This window comes from Flavobacteriales bacterium (assembly GCA_025210295.1).
Classification (GTDB): domain Bacteria; phylum Bacteroidota; class Bacteroidia; order Flavobacteriales_D; family Parvicellaceae; genus S010-51.
This window is the reverse complement of sequence record JAOASC010000012.1, coordinates 17344-31135: the sequence shown is the minus strand read 5'-3', so window position 1 is coordinate 31135 and position 13792 is coordinate 17344. Positions and strand designations below refer to the sequence as shown.

Genomic DNA, 13792 nt, shown 5'->3' with positions numbered 1-13792 from the left:
AAGTTGACAAAAGCTGTATATTAATACGGCTTTTTCCGTGTAAAGAGTGAAGTAGAACCATGCAAAATATTTTTAAGTTTTTTCAAAAATATAGTACTGTTTTTATCTTTTTGATACTACAGTTGATCTGCATGATATTGATCTTTTCTAAAAACAATCCTTATCAACATTCCCAATTTGCCAACTCTTCTAATCGGTTTATAGGCGAAATCTATAATGCTTCTAATACTATTGAACAATATTTTAGTTTAAAAAAGGAAATCGAATTATTAAGGGTTCAAAACAGAGTTTTACAAGAAAAAATAAAAGGAAGCGGGAATGTTATTGGCAACTATTTTTCTTTGAAAGAGGACACGGTTTACCTGCAACAATACCGTTTTCAATCTGCTTCTGTGATTCGGTCAACCAAAGACAAACGTTATAACTTTCTGACGATCAACAAGGGAAAAGCAAATGGTTTAACAAAGAATATGGGGGTAATAGGAACAAAAGGTATTCTTGGGTATACTGTTGCTTGCAGTGAGCATTACTCTACTGTACTTCCTATTATTCATCCCAAATTTGAATTAGCTGTTCGACATCAATCTTCTCAGTCATTTGGTCTCCTAACGTGGGAATCAACAGACAATTGGCAAACAGCCACCTTAAATGACATATCAGATTTTATCCCTGTTCAAGCAGGTGATACGATTATTACTACAGGCGGAGATGGTTTTTTCCCTAAAGGAGAGTTAATTGGAACGGTTCAAAAAACGGAAGAAATACCTGGTAAAGGAACACAATTAATCACTGTACAACTAACTGAAGGTTTCAATGATGTTTATAGTGTTTTTATTGTTGACGACATCAATAGAATAGAATTAAAACAACTGATAAATTCGGAGGAAATCAATGAGTAATTCAATTCAACATATTTTCCATTTTATCGGCCTATTAATGGTTCAGGTTTTGGTTATTGACCAAATAAGTTTTGGAGCGCTTAATCCATATATCAACCCTATTGTTTTAGGAACTAGTATTCTAATTCTACCTGTAAGCTGGAGAGGTCCTCGACTATTATTGGTTGGTTTTCTATTTGGAATTATACTCGATGCTTTCCATAACACCTTAGGAATTAATGCTTCTGCAATGCTTATTATTGCTTTTTTGAGACCTTATATTCTTAGACTTATTTCCCCAAGAGAAGGTTTTGAATCATTCTTTTCTCCCAATGTCACATCACTACCTTCAGGACAGTACATCTTATACTCTTCGTTATTATTATTGAGTTTTCACCTTACCTACTTTGCATTTGAATCGCTAAACTACCAAGCTACTTTAAGTGTTTTTATAAAAGCACTAGCCTCTACTGTAGCGGCAATTATTCTCTCCGCTCTGTATCAATATTTAACCATAAAAAAACAATAATATGGATCCATACCAAGGTAGACGATGGGTAGTGATATTGATTATGCTGTTTATGGGAATAATATTTATTTCCCGTTTATTATACATTCAAGTATTGGACGACAAATGGATAGACCGAGCAGAAAAAATTACACATAGCCAAAAGGTCATTAAACCCTCTAGAGGACTTATTTATGACAGAAATGGAGAACTTTTAGTCATCGCTAATCAAGTCTACGATATCTGGGTTACCCCTAATAAAATAGGTGAGCTAGATACGCTTGAATTGTGTAAAGTTTTAGGGCTTACTAGACCAGATTTTGACAAACGTTTAAAAAAAGCTAGAAATTACGCTCCCTACAAAGCCTCAGTCTTTATTGAGGGGGTCTCTCAGGAAGATTATGGAGCCATTATCACAAAGTTAAAACATTACAAGGGCTTTGAGACCAAAAAGAATACACAACGCGGATACCCTCACGATGTTGGAGGACATATTTTAGGTTATATCAGAAAAATCAGTGCCGAACAATACGCCAAGGACCAGCAAAAAGATGAACCTTATTACCTTATGGATGACTATATTGGGATTACAGGGCTTGAACGAACTTATGAATATGAACTACGAGGAAAACGTGGTTCTTTAAAATACCTTAGAGATCGATTAGGAAACGAAACTACTGCGCTTAATACAGAATATGCTGAAGAGGGGAAAAAACTCTACAGTAGCATTGACTTACAACTTCAAAAATATGGAGAACAATTGATGCAAAATAAAATTGGCTGTATTGTAGCTATCGAACCGTCTTCTGGAGAAATTCTATCCATGGTTTCAGCACCAACCTACTCCCCTCGTGGGTTAGTAGGGAGAGACTTTGCTAAAACTTGGTCTGAATTGAGTAAAAATGACTCACTTAAACCCTTATTAAATAGAGGGGTATACAATTCCAATTATCGACCAGGCTCTATCTTTAAGCTTGTACAAGCACTTGTGGCCATGCAAGAAGGGGTAATCACCGAAAATTCTGGATTTACTTGTAACAAATCACTCATTGGCTGTCATAATCACGAACACCCCTCTAATGTTGGTATAGCCATTAAGCACTCATGCAACCCTTATTTCTATCAAGTGTATAAACGATTAATCATGCGAGGAGAAGCGAATTCTATATTTAAAGATAGTAGGATAGGTTTAACCAAATGGAGGAAATCTATTATGAGTTTTGGTTTAGGAACTAAATTTGACTCGGATATACCAGGAGTAAAAAGTGGTAATATTCCCGACACAACATTTTATGATAAGTGGTATGGTCAGAATCGTTGGGCATTTAGCACAATTTACTCCAACAGTATTGGGGAAGGAGAGATTGGTGTTTCTCCTCTTCAAATGGCTAATTTAGCGGCAATTTTAGCCAACAAAGGCTATTATTACACTCCACACTTGGTTAAAAAAATTGGAGAACACGGAGACAAAAAAGAGATTTTTAAAGAAAGGCATTATACTGTAGTTGATTCAGCATTCTTTACGCCAGTAAGAGATGCTATGGAACAAGTGGTTTTGAGTGGTACTGCTAGACAAGCACAAATTGATAGCATTGCTGTGTGTGGAAAAACAGGAACAGTGGAAAACAAAAGTTTTAATGATCACTCTGTCTTTATAGCATTTGCCCCTAAAGAAAACCCAAAAATTGCCATTGCTGTATACGTAGAGTATGGAACTTGGGGAGGAACTTGGGCAGCTCCTATAGCAAGTGTTATGATTGAAAAATATCTAAAAGGTCAATTATCTGAACGAGGAAAGAAAAAAGAACGACGAATTTTAGACGCTATTATCTTAACAAAAGATTCTGATTTTAAACACTAATGGCTAGAGAACAAAACATATTAAAAAAGATAGATATTCCATTGTTAATCATGTATTTTGCATTGGCATTTATGGGGTTATTGACCATCTATTCTTCTAGTTATGACGAAAACTTTCCAGCGATTTATACTTGGACCAAGCCGTATGGGAAACAATTATTTTGGATAGCTGTATCTTCTACTATTGGGGGAATTATTCTTCTAATGGACAGTAGTTTAATAAAAAAATCCTCTTATTTGACTTACGGAGTAGTGCTGCTTATGCTGATGGTAGTGTTGGTTATGCCTCCGATCAATGGAGCTCGCTCGTGGTTTAAACTCGGAAGTTTTTCTCTTCAACCTTCCGAATTCTCCAAGTTTGCATCTGCTATGGCTATTGCCTATTATATGAGTCAAATCAATGTAAAACTTCAAGATATCAGAACAAAAGCTACTGTGGTACTGATCCTTGCTATTCCTGGTGGGCTGATTCTTTTGCAACCAGATGCAGGAACGTTACTGGTTTTTTTCTCTTTTATTTTTGTGATGTATCGAGAAGGTCTTTCTGGAAACATCTTATTGATTGGATTATTAGGTTTGGTTATTAGTATTCTAGGAGTCTATATTGCTTCTTTTGAAACTGCAGAAATTAACGAAGAAAACATTAATCGTTTGATTGCTCAAGGCGCTTACTCTGCTTCAAAATATAAAGAAATCGCTCGACCAAGTGCTTTTTACTCTAATAACTATACCTTAGCTATAGGAATCGTCGCTGTTGGAGCAGCCTCAGCATTATTGGTTCGTTTCTTTGTATTACCCCGCTATAGAAAATCCTATTACCCTGCGATAATAATTAGTACGATTGGGGCGGTATTAATTGTACTTACCATCAACTGGAGTTACGATAATGTATTTAAAAGTCGTCACCGTTCTCGTTTTCAAATCATGTTTGGTGTAAAAGAAGACAGAAGAGGTGATGGTTATAACATTTACCAAGCTTTATCAGCTATTGGCTCTGGAGAAGTTTCTGGAAAAGGTTTTTTACAAGGAACTTTAAGCAATGAAAAATACAAACATGTACCCGAACAAAGTACAGATTTTATTTTTTGTTCTTGGTCTGAAGAATGGGGATTTATTGGAAATACAGTATTGATCCTCCTCTATGTTTCTTTCTTAATTCGAATCGTGATGATTGCTGAACGACAACGAAGTAAGTACACACGTATTTTTGGCTATAGCGTAGCCAGCATTCTCTTTTTTCACTTTATGATTAACATTGCCATGGTTATTGGACTAGCTCCTGTTATTGGTATTCCACTTCCTTTTTTTAGTAAAGGAGGATCTTCGATTTTAAGCTTTTCTATTATGATTTTTATCTTGCTAAGATTGGATGCTGGAAGATCAGAGGAATTGTACTAGAAATGATATTTCATTTCTAAACTCAATGTCTTAATAGGCACCAAAGAGGGAGACAAAACTTTCTGAGTTGCAAACCCTCCATTTTTAAAGTCTTGTTGAACTCCTGCACCTATTTCTGTTTCTGTTCTAAGTGAAAAATTGGGATGAATAAAATAGGCTGCACTTACCAAACCTGCAATACCAAAACCTGGATTTTGAGCTTGCCAATATTGTCCTCCTACATTAACCCCTTTAATGGTTGTTCGATAATATAAATCTGCTCCATAAGAGAATGCCCATCTATTTTTCATTTTTTTCTTTTCAACTCCAGCAGTAATCATAAACGGATTAATCAAGTTGTTTTTTCCTCCTGTAACAACTTCTTTATAAAACCCCATAACCATTCCTAAACGTAAATATCGATCTGCTTTGGTATGTTGAGATATCGCTATCGACAATTGATCTCTTTCTGGAAAAAGTTGTTGGCCATCTATTCCCCTTACAATCAACTCCCCAACATTTGCAAAGCCCATTCCGACTTCATAATAATAATTTGAAAGGGTAGAGTCTGCAGAAATATTTTCTTGTGAAAAAGATAAGTTTGCCCAAGACAAACAACACATTAACAGCGCACAACAGTTACGTAGAATATGTTTCATTAATTATAAATATGTAAGGTATTGTTGATCTCATCAAAATCTGAGCGGTATTGATGCAAATTTGTAGTTGCTGGACCTTGAATAACAGCTCCATCAAAAAGTTGATATTGACTTCCATCACAATCACATGCTATTCTTATATTGGTTGAATCTACAGCTCCAGCCCCACAAGATTCTTCAATATTGTAAGTACAATATCGATCATATACCATAAACACATTTTGTGTTTGACGATACACGATTAAACCGTTATTTCCTCCAGAAACATAAGCCCAACCTCCTACTCCATTGAGATTAATATAGGCTGGTAAGTTTAAGTTTAAATAGGTATCAATAGCAACATAAGGCACGACCTGATTATTTCTCCTACACGAAGAAAAAAACAAGCTTACTCCCAAAATAAATACGATGACAACAATAATTTTTCTCATATTTTTTAAAGTTAATGATTTTTAGTTAAACACTGAAAAAACAATTCATCCTCCCAAAAACCGCCTTGATTGAGCCATTGTTTTTTGACTCCTCCTTGAATAAACCCTCCTTGCTCAAACAACTGAATACTGGCTTCGTTAGATGCAGCTATGGAACAATAAATTTGATTTAGATTCAAGTGCTTAAAACAATATTCTTTTAACAACTCTAAGGCATCTTTTCCGACCCCTTTATTCCTATATTTTTTATCAATTAAAACCCCCACTCCAGCTCTCAAATGAAAAGGATCAAAATCAAACAAGTCGATAGAACCCAACTGTTTTTTAGAAGCATTGTCTTCGATTATAAAACGAATTTGCTTGGTTGCAAATAAATCTTGCGCACTGTAAATATATTCTTCCATTAACTTACGAGAAAACGGAACAAAAGTATTACTCACCCGCCAATGATCTGCATCATTTTCCCACTTCAACAAACAATCTAAATCTGTTGGCTCCAATGTTCTTAATGTAATTCTATTGTTACTTAACATAGTGCTTTCAACTCTTTTATTAACGCAATGATTTCACTTTTGGTATACTCTTTCAATCGAAAACTTCTCGCTTTAAGTAAGTCTTCCATAAACAAATGATAACTTTGAACAACCATATTCTTAAACAATAAATCATCCACAGCATTAAATACAAACTCCCAATTTTCTGTTGTCAGTTGTTCTTTTTGAAAGTAATCTCGAATAGGAAACAGGCAGGATTCTTTTTCTGTTAATTTCGGGTATTGGCCATAGGCTTTTTTTAGTGCTTGAAAATTTGGTTCTATGGCTAATTGGATAAATAAACTAGGGATCTTTTTGTGGTGTATTGTTTTTAATAACGACTGATAATCCACTGCTATTTTTACCCCTCTAACACTTACAGAATAATATTTTCCGTTTGCGATAATAGCGATATGAGGAGGAATTTTATTGGTGGCAATTAAACATAAAAAAAAGCCTGACTCCAGGTGTTGTTCTACTGCTAAGTGTTCTATATTGGTTAGAATTGGCATAAATTAAATGAAAAGCTCTCCTTTAAAAACAAATGTAGCGGGTCCTTGTAGCCAAATATTTTTAAATCCATCTTCTGTTTGCTCTAAAGCTACAGTTAACTGCCCTCCTTGGGTATGAATATCCACTTCTCCATCTTTTATATTATCTTTTAAAGCAATACTCAGTGCGCAAGCTGTTACTCCTGTTCCGCAAGACAGTGTTTCATTCTCCACACCTCGCTCATAGGTTCTAACGTAATAATTGTCTTCTTGTTGCTCAATAAAGTTGACATTCGTTCCTCCAATTGATTGATAAGCATCTGCATATCGGATTTTACTTCCCTCAGTTACGATATCCAATTGTTTGAGATGCTCAGTAAAAGTGACATAATGTGGAGAGCCTGTATTCATAAAATCAAATGCTTTTCCTCTTGATATATTGGAAACATCATGCATTTTTAGTTTTACTTGCTTGTCCTCTAGAACCAACGCTTCATGCCAGCCATCTGTTGAGATAAACTCAGTATGTTCTTGAGTTATAATTCCCGTATCATAAGCAAACTGGACCGCACATCGGCTTCCATTCCCACAAAAACTCTGCGAGCCATCTGGGTTAAAAAACACCATATTAAAATCATATTTTTCATGATTTTCAATCAATATCAAACCATCCGAACCAATTCCAAATTTACGATTGCAAATGTGCTTGATAATGGCACTATTGTTTTTATCAAAGAGCTGTTCCCTATTATCAATAATTACGAAATCGTTTCCTGTACCTTGGTATTTTTTAAATGCGATTTTCATGAATTCTTTTCCTTAAACATGAGCCATCTTGTAACTCATAGGCAAAGATAAACGTATTTGGATAAATCAACCCTATTTTTTATTTATGAAACTCTTGTTGTATTTTATCCCTGTTTTTTTGTTTTATGCTTGTCAAAGTCAAGAAGCCCCAAATAAACAAGGGATAAAGTCACCTTCTAAGCCATTAGGCACAGAAAAAGACACGGCTATACTTTCATATTATCAACAAAATAAAGGAAACAAAAAACCTAGTAGATCTTCGGGAAGTGTTTCCAATGGAAAATTAACCAATGGTAAACTGCTCCCTTTTTATGGTACTAATTTTAGCTATTTTGATAAAGGGAGTTATTTAAGTGGTCGTGCATACCTCAACAACAAAGTCCTAACAACAGTATTAGAAAGCTATAAACAACTAGAAAAAGAGGTCCCTAACCGCCATTTTTTCATTATGGAAACGGCCAATCAAAAAGGGGGAGAACTCTACCCTCATCGGACACATCAAACGGGGTTAAGTGTTGACTTTATGATGCCTTTAATACAAAACAAGCAACCCTATTATAAACTAGATAGTTTGGGAACGAGGCATTATTTATTGGCCTTTAATGATCAAGGAGAATACGCTAATGATAACACAGTAAAAGTTGATTTTAACCTCATTGCCCGCCATATTTTGATTTTAAATCAACAAGCTAAAAAAGTAGGGTTAAAAATTAAGAAAGTAATCATCAAAATAGAATACAAAGATGAGTTGTTTGCTACCGAATATGGTAAAAAATTAAAAGCTAGTGGAATCTATGTCGTCAAAGGACTTTCTAAAATGATTAATGCCTTACACGACGAGCATTATCATATTGATTTTGGGGAGGGTTGAATTATTGATATTCCAAACAAAAAACGCCATCTATAAAAGACGGCGTTTTTAACTATTTTGAATGGTAATAGCTTAATGCTCTACTCCTCCTGCTCCATGAACATGTCCATGTTGGATTTCGTCTTGAGTTGCTTCTCTTACCTCAACCACAGAACCTGTAAAATGTAAGTCTTGTCCTGCTAATGGGTGATTTACATCCATCGTTACTGTTGTCTCGTTGATTGAAACAACTTTTGCTGGGTGTACATGACCATTTTGATCTTCTAATGGTAAAATATTTCCAACAACAACTTGCTCTACTAACTTACCATCTTGCATAAACATATCTTGTGGCAATTCGATAATTGCATCATCAGATTTTACTCCATACGCGTTTTCTGCTTTGATACCAAAAGAGAACGTTGCTCCTACTTCTAAGTTGACAACATTTGCTTCAAACTCAGGAATCATTTGCCCTACTCCAGATAAGAAAACTAATGGTTGTTTCCCTTCTGTAGACTCGATCATCTCTCCTTCTGCTGTATCTTTAAATAATTTGTAATCAACAGTAATTACATTGTTTATCGCTTCGCTCATTTTATTTTATTTTGCGCAAAGGTACTGCTTTAAACCCAATAAACAGTTGAAATACATACTTAACTTATGCTGAGCCTAAGTTATTTATTCCTTATTGGCTACAACATCGTCTCCAAAACGTTCGTAATTCACCAACCAAGCTGCTGCATTTTTTACATAGCGACCTGTCCCAGCGGTATCCCATTTATTATACAATCTGGTAAAACCTCCATCTAAAATCAAACGCTTTCCATCTTTTTCATAAACAGCTGTTACTAGATTATCTGCTGAACCATAAATAATTGGTGTTAAATCTTTATGATCAGGTAACGTTGCAATCGTAATTCCTTCATAAATATTTTGTAACCCTGTTGTAATTAAATGATTAGGTGTTACGCCTGCTTTCTTTTCTTCCATTTGTAAGTTAACCGTTTTGTCTCCCATTGTGTTCCCTTGCATTTCGACACCAATTAATGCTTTAGATACATAATTGGCATCGGCATAATATGGTTGATTATCTCCCCAAATGTAAACGCCTTTTCCACTTTCGAAAAAGTCTTTAATCACTGCTAAATGTTCGTCATTTAAGTGCTTTCCCATATCTGAAATAATCCACAATTGACATGATTTTTCTAGCCCTTTCTTTAGCTCTTGAGGTGAAGGAGCTTTGTTCATCCATCTATACACTGAAAAGCCTTTTTCTGCCAGTGCTTTTTTGGGTAATTCAAAGTTAAATCCTCCTCCAGTATAAAAATGTAAGACGGCTATCGTTTGTCCCTCAAACGCTCCATCAACAGCTAAATCATATTGATTGCCTTTAGCATTTCCATAAGTATCACTCGCTACTTCTTTTTTTACAACCCTCGTTCTTTGCTCGCCAAGATCTTTATCGTAATAAGCCTCTTCGACTTCTTCCATGATGACATTCTGTGCTGCTGCTTTATTATACTGTCCATAAGCACTTGATATTGACAAGATTCCTGTAAAAAGAGCTATTAAAATTGATTTAGTTTTCATAATTCGTCGTTTTTTATTTTCTAATACATATTAAAAATGGATTGGTTCAATAGTCTTTCAATTATTTTTGGTTTGTCACAACAGCATCCCCAAAACGTTCGTAATTCACTAGCCATGCTGCTGCATTTTTTACATAGCGACCAGTCCCTGCTGTGTCCCAATTTTTGTATAACCGGGTAAAGCCCCCATCTAAAATCAGGCGTTTTCCATCTTTTTCATAAACTGCAGTTACCAAATTATTAGCTGAACCATAAATAATTGGCATCAAGTCCTCATGCTCTGGCAAAGTAGCAACTGTTATTCCTTCATAAATATTTTGGATTCCTGTTGTTATTAAATGGTTAGGCGTTACCCCTGCTTGCTTCTCTTCCATTTGTAACCCAACCACTTGATCTCCTCTTGTATCGCCTTGCATTTCCACACCAATTAATGCGTTAGAAACATAATTGGCATCGGCATAATACGGTTGATTATCTCCCCAGATATAAACGCCTCTTCCACTTTCAAAAAAGTCTTTAATCACCTTTAAATGTTCTGCGTTAAGGTTTTGTTTAGTATCTGAAATAATCCAAAGCTGGCAGGCTTTTTCTAACCCTTTTTTCAACTCTTCTGAAGAAGGGGCTTGATTCATCCATCTGTAGACAGAAAAGCCTTTTTCTGCTAATGCTTGTTGGGGTAATTTGAAATCAAACATCCCTCTAGCACAAAAGTGTAAAACGGCTATTGTTTGCCCTTGAAAAGCTCCATCTACTGCCAAATCATACTGATTTCCTTTAGCATTTCCATAAGTATCAATAGCAACCTCTCTTTTTACAGTTCTTGTTCTTTGTTCACCTGCATCTTTATCGAAATACGTTTCTTTAACTTCTTCTATTATAACATTTTTTGCAGCTGCTTCATTATATTGGCCGTAAAAACCAGCTATTGAGTAACTTCCTATACAAAGGATCATTAAAATTGATTTGAGTTTCATCATTCTCTGTTTTTAAAGCGTTAAGTTTTTTACCTCTCCATTCGGTGTTACGATATAATATTTGGCAGATTCACTAGACTTGTTTTGCTCTTGTTCTTTTAGACGTCTTTCGTACTGTATTTTTTCTTTTTCTTCCTGTTTTTTTGTCCTTAAAAACTCAGCCCTATTTATTTTTAAATCTATTTCATACATTACTTGAGTGACGGGCTCAAAAATGGTAGGATTGATTACAAAATCAAAGCTTCTATCGGTCACGGGTTGATAAAAATAAGAAGTGCTCTTCTGATGCGTATTTATCTTCTTTATCGTATTTGATAAATTGTACCCATTATATGCTTGGTAAGTTTGATACATTTCTGTGGGAACAACAACTCGATAATTATCTGCGATATGTTTCTCAATATCTCCAATACTTTCTCCTAAAATAGATTCATAATTTTTAATCTTTTCCAACAAAATGGTTTTAGCTTTTTCCATTAATTGTTTTTTGGTAGCTTCTATGTCTTCAGAGAAATAATCTACTTTAACTAAATCGTAGATTTCGTTTTTGGATAGGATTGCAATAATGTTATTTAATAAGTTTCCATCAGTATATTTAATATGAAGGTTCTTTTTTACTTCAAAACCAGCCGGTACTTCATTATAAGTTTTCTTACTAAAAACTTTCTTTTCTACTTGCACTTCATATACAGGGACAAAAGAAACCATATCTATAAATGTCTCTACCCCTTGTAATGCTTTAATCTCTTTAATTGATTTTGAAATTCTATCATCAATTAAACTATTAACTTCTTCGGCTGTTTTTCCCACTTGATTTAAACTAAAAATAGCGACATAAGTATCAGCCTTTAAATTAGCCATCCCTTTTACTTTTATATTGATATCGGCGTTTAAGTTATTTAGGTTAAGCCTTTGGTTGTTTATGGAAACCGACTTCGCTTCATTAGATACATTTAAGTAACCACTATTACCCATTGCTTGACCAAAAGTATTGGTTGTGATTATTATTGCTAACACTACAATTATTGTCTTCATTGTTTTTTATTTTACCATTAACTAAAAAGAAAATTAGGTATCAATTTTTATTTTTGATTGGCTACAACATCATCCCCAAAACGTTCGTAATTCACTAGCCAAGCTGCTGCATTTTTCACATAACGACCTGTTCCTGCGGTATCCCATTTAATAAATAAACGTGTAAACCCTCCATCTAAGATTAAACGTTTCCCATCTTTCTCATATACAGCAGTAACGAGGTTATTTGCTGACCCATAAATAATTGGGGTTAAATCTTTATGATTGGGAAGTGTTGCTATAGTTATTCCTTCATAAATATTTTGTAATCCTGTTGTAATTAAATGGTTGGGCATTACTCCTGCTTTCTTTTCTTCCATCTGTAAATTAACGGTTTGATCACCATGGGTATTCCCCGTCATTTGCACTCCGATTAATGCTTTAGCAATATAATTTGCGTCTACATAATAGGGATCGTTATCTCCCCAGATGTAAACTCCTCTTCCACTTTCAAAAAAGTCTTTGATAATCGCTAAATGCTTTTCATTTAAATACTTATTTCGACCAGAAACAATCCACAATTGACATGATTTATCCAATCCTTCCTGGAGTTCTTTTGGGCTTGGAGCTGCTTTACTCCATCGGTATACAGAAAAACCTTTTTCTGCTAATGCTCCTTTTGCTGTATCAAAAGAATAACCATCTTCACAAAAGTCCAAAACAGCGATTGTCTGTCCTTCAAAAGCTCCATCTACTGCTAAATCATATTGATTTCCCTTAGCATTTCCATAAGTATCACTTTCTACTTCTTTTTCCACAATACGACTTCTTTTTTCTCCTAGGTCTTTATCGTAGTACTCCTCTTCTACATTTTCAGTAATTCTATTTTTCCCTGCTACTGAATTATATTGTGCAAATGTTGTAGATGCTATTCCTAAAAATAGACCAATTAAAATTGTTGTTGTTTTCATAATTTGATTGTTTTTTGTTTTAAAAAATATTCACTGTTTTATATAATTTCGAAAATGACTTTCACTTCGTACCTGAGTTGTTCTTGTAAAATATTTGAAACGGGTTGTTCTCCTGAATCAAAAGATCGATTACTGTATATGGTTTCTCTTGGGTAACTTCTTTGATAACTCCACCAATTATCTCTAGTAGCAACTGGTGTAACGATTTCTTGAACTGTAATTACCTGACCTAATTCTGCTCCAACAGCTTCCAATAAATAGGAGGCTTTATACTTTGCTGCTTTTATCGCTTCTTCTTTTACTCTTTGAATATGGTCTTGAATATGGGTATGTCTTTTTTGGACAATATGAGCACGATAAACCAAAGGTTTTAAATCATACATTAGTTTTTCTGAGTTAACCGTACTATCTATTTGCACATCATAGTTTAAATACTCTCTATTGGAGTAATAATACCAATCCCAGTTATTATTTATCGTATTTAATGTAATTTGATGCTCTGAAATATTATGCTTTTCTAAAACCTTTAGCAACTTATTTTTTAAGGTATTGCTTCTCGATTTTAAACCTATATTCAACACGATCTGGTTGGGTTGAATAAATATTTCTGAGCTACCAACAACTTCTATTGTTTTTTCTTTTTTGGTAGCTTCCTTATCTGGATTTGTCGTGACACAACCTATATTTATTAGGGTTAACAAGGTAATCGTTAGCATCTGAAGTGTAAGGTTTTTCATCGTTTAATTATTTGAAATTCCCCCTCCCGTACAGCAAAAAAATAAATTGGTTCAAAAAAAAATTAAAAAAAATTGAACTTCTTAAAAAATCACTTGTATCAGTTATTGAA

At 34.5% G+C, this 13792-nt stretch carries 16 protein-coding genes; 5 read left to right on the top strand and 11 right to left on the bottom strand.

Annotation, left to right across the window (positions count from 1 at the left end; genetic code table 11):
* Positions 1-131 precede the first annotated feature (131 nt).
* Genes N4A35_01620 through rodA form a run of 4 tightly spaced genes read left to right on the top strand, consistent with a single transcriptional unit; the run spans position 132 to position 4644 of the window.
* Positions 132-899 carry a rod shape-determining protein MreC gene (locus N4A35_01620; protein ID MCT4580090.1) on the top strand — a complete coding sequence of 256 codons (768 nt, stop codon included), beginning with the start codon at positions 132-134 and terminating at the stop codon, positions 897-899.
* Positions 892-1407, top strand: coding sequence for a hypothetical protein (locus N4A35_01615; GenBank protein ID MCT4580089.1), 516 nt, complete (start codon positions 892-894; stop codon positions 1405-1407). Before N4A35_01620 ends, N4A35_01615 begins: the two co-directional genes overlap by 8 nt.
* Position 1408: 1 nt before the next feature.
* On the top strand, positions 1409-3247 hold the full coding sequence (locus tag N4A35_01610) for a penicillin-binding transpeptidase domain-containing protein (protein ID MCT4580088.1): 1839 nt from the start codon (positions 1409-1411) through the stop codon (positions 3245-3247).
* The gene (rodA, locus tag N4A35_01605) at positions 3247-4644 is read left to right on the top strand and encodes a rod shape-determining protein RodA (GenBank protein ID MCT4580087.1); all 1398 of its coding nucleotides are present in this window, start codon (positions 3247-3249) and stop codon (positions 4642-4644) included. Before N4A35_01610 ends, rodA begins: the two co-directional genes overlap by 1 nt.
* Here the strand turns inward: rodA and N4A35_01600 are convergent.
* The 5 genes from N4A35_01600 to dapF are packed head-to-tail and all read right to left on the bottom strand — an operon-like array spanning position 4641 to position 7544.
* Positions 4641-5282: a hypothetical protein gene (locus N4A35_01600; GenBank protein MCT4580086.1), complete on the bottom strand. Its 642-nt coding sequence runs from the start codon at positions 5280-5282 to the stop codon at positions 4641-4643. The genes rodA and N4A35_01600 overlap by 4 nt on opposite strands.
* Positions 5282-5713, bottom strand: coding sequence for a Rieske 2Fe-2S domain-containing protein (locus N4A35_01595; GenBank protein ID MCT4580085.1), 432 nt, complete (start codon positions 5711-5713; stop codon positions 5282-5284). Before N4A35_01595 ends, N4A35_01600 begins: the two co-directional genes overlap by 1 nt.
* 11 nt (positions 5714-5724) lie before the next feature.
* On the bottom strand, positions 5725-6246 hold the full coding sequence (locus tag N4A35_01590; GenBank protein MCT4580084.1) for a GNAT family N-acetyltransferase: 522 nt from the start codon (positions 6244-6246) through the stop codon (positions 5725-5727).
* Entirely contained in the window at positions 6240-6758 is a 519-nt protein-coding gene (locus tag N4A35_01585) for a hypothetical protein (protein ID MCT4580083.1), read from the bottom strand. The genes N4A35_01590 and N4A35_01585 overlap by 7 nt, the downstream gene beginning before the upstream one ends.
* A gap of 3 nt (positions 6759-6761) precedes the next feature.
* Positions 6762-7544 carry a diaminopimelate epimerase gene (gene dapF / locus N4A35_01580; protein ID MCT4580082.1) on the bottom strand — a complete coding sequence of 261 codons (783 nt, stop codon included), beginning with the start codon at positions 7542-7544 and terminating at the stop codon, positions 6762-6764.
* An 85-nt stretch (positions 7545-7629) separates the two neighbouring features.
* Between dapF and N4A35_01575 the strand changes: the two genes are divergently transcribed.
* Positions 7630-8415 carry a penicillin-insensitive murein endopeptidase gene (locus N4A35_01575; protein ID MCT4580081.1) on the top strand — a complete coding sequence of 262 codons (786 nt, stop codon included), beginning with the start codon at positions 7630-7632 and terminating at the stop codon, positions 8413-8415.
* A 72-nt stretch (positions 8416-8487) separates the two neighbouring features.
* On the opposite strand, the gene N4A35_01570 is transcribed toward N4A35_01575, so the two are convergent.
* The 6 genes from N4A35_01570 to N4A35_01545 all read right to left on the bottom strand — a co-directional run bounded on the left by N4A35_01570 (position 8488) and on the right by N4A35_01545 (position 13682).
* Positions 8488-8991 carry a peptidylprolyl isomerase gene (locus N4A35_01570; protein ID MCT4580080.1) on the bottom strand — a complete coding sequence of 168 codons (504 nt, stop codon included), beginning with the start codon at positions 8989-8991 and terminating at the stop codon, positions 8488-8490.
* An 84-nt stretch (positions 8992-9075) separates the two neighbouring features.
* A complete protein-coding gene (locus tag N4A35_01565; protein MCT4580079.1) occupies positions 9076-9987 on the bottom strand; it encodes a hypothetical protein in 912 nt (303 codons plus the stop codon).
* Positions 9988-10048: 61 nt separating this feature from the next.
* Entirely contained in the window at positions 10049-10963 is a 915-nt protein-coding gene (locus tag N4A35_01560) for a hypothetical protein (GenBank protein ID MCT4580078.1), read from the bottom strand.
* A gap of 9 nt (positions 10964-10972) precedes the next feature.
* Complete coding sequence (locus tag N4A35_01555; GenBank protein MCT4580077.1) at positions 10973-11995, bottom strand: SIMPL domain-containing protein; 1023 nt, start codon at positions 11993-11995, stop codon at positions 10973-10975.
* Between the two features lie 47 nt (positions 11996-12042).
* Positions 12043-12945, bottom strand: a complete 903-nt coding sequence (locus N4A35_01550) for a hypothetical protein (protein MCT4580076.1) — start codon at positions 12943-12945, stop codon at positions 12043-12045.
* A 38-nt stretch (positions 12946-12983) separates the two neighbouring features.
* Positions 12984-13682 (bottom strand): SIMPL domain-containing protein, encoded by a 699-nt coding sequence (locus N4A35_01545; GenBank protein MCT4580075.1) that lies wholly within the window; start codon positions 13680-13682, stop codon positions 12984-12986.
* Positions 13683-13792: the final 110 nt, after the last annotated feature.

Coding starts and splice junctions, on each gene's coding strand:
- N4A35_01595 (MCT4580085.1), bottom strand. CDS start 5,713: ATGAGAAAAATTATTGTTGTCATCGTATTTATTTTGGGAGTAAGCTTG.
- N4A35_01575 (MCT4580081.1), top strand. CDS start 7,630: ATGAAACTCTTGTTGTATTTTATCCCTGTTTTTTTGTTTTATGCTTGT.
- rodA (MCT4580087.1), top strand. CDS start 3,247: ATGGCTAGAGAACAAAACATATTAAAAAAGATAGATATTCCATTGTTA.
- N4A35_01585 (MCT4580083.1), bottom strand. CDS start 6,758: ATGCCAATTCTAACCAATATAGAACACTTAGCAGTAGAACAACACCTG.
- N4A35_01565 (MCT4580079.1), bottom strand. CDS start 9,987: ATGAAAACTAAATCAATTTTAATAGCTCTTTTTACAGGAATCTTGTCA.
- N4A35_01610 (MCT4580088.1), top strand. CDS start 1,409: ATGGATCCATACCAAGGTAGACGATGGGTAGTGATATTGATTATGCTG.
- N4A35_01590 (MCT4580084.1), bottom strand. CDS start 6,246: ATGTTAAGTAACAATAGAATTACATTAAGAACATTGGAGCCAACAGAT.
- N4A35_01570 (MCT4580080.1), bottom strand. CDS start 8,991: ATGAGCGAAGCGATAAACAATGTAATTACTGTTGATTACAAATTATTT.
- N4A35_01545 (MCT4580075.1), bottom strand. CDS start 13,682: ATGAAAAACCTTACACTTCAGATGCTAACGATTACCTTGTTAACCCTA.
- N4A35_01550 (MCT4580076.1), bottom strand. CDS start 12,945: ATGAAAACAACAACAATTTTAATTGGTCTATTTTTAGGAATAGCATCT.
- N4A35_01560 (MCT4580078.1), bottom strand. CDS start 10,963: ATGATGAAACTCAAATCAATTTTAATGATCCTTTGTATAGGAAGTTAC.
- N4A35_01620 (MCT4580090.1), top strand. CDS start 132: ATGATATTGATCTTTTCTAAAAACAATCCTTATCAACATTCCCAATTT.
- N4A35_01600 (MCT4580086.1), bottom strand. CDS start 5,282: ATGAAACATATTCTACGTAACTGTTGTGCGCTGTTAATGTGTTGTTTG.
- N4A35_01615 (MCT4580089.1), top strand. CDS start 892: ATGAGTAATTCAATTCAACATATTTTCCATTTTATCGGCCTATTAATG.
- N4A35_01555 (MCT4580077.1), bottom strand. CDS start 11,995: ATGAAGACAATAATTGTAGTGTTAGCAATAATAATCACAACCAATACT.
- dapF (MCT4580082.1), bottom strand. CDS start 7,544: ATGAAAATCGCATTTAAAAAATACCAAGGTACAGGAAACGATTTCGTA.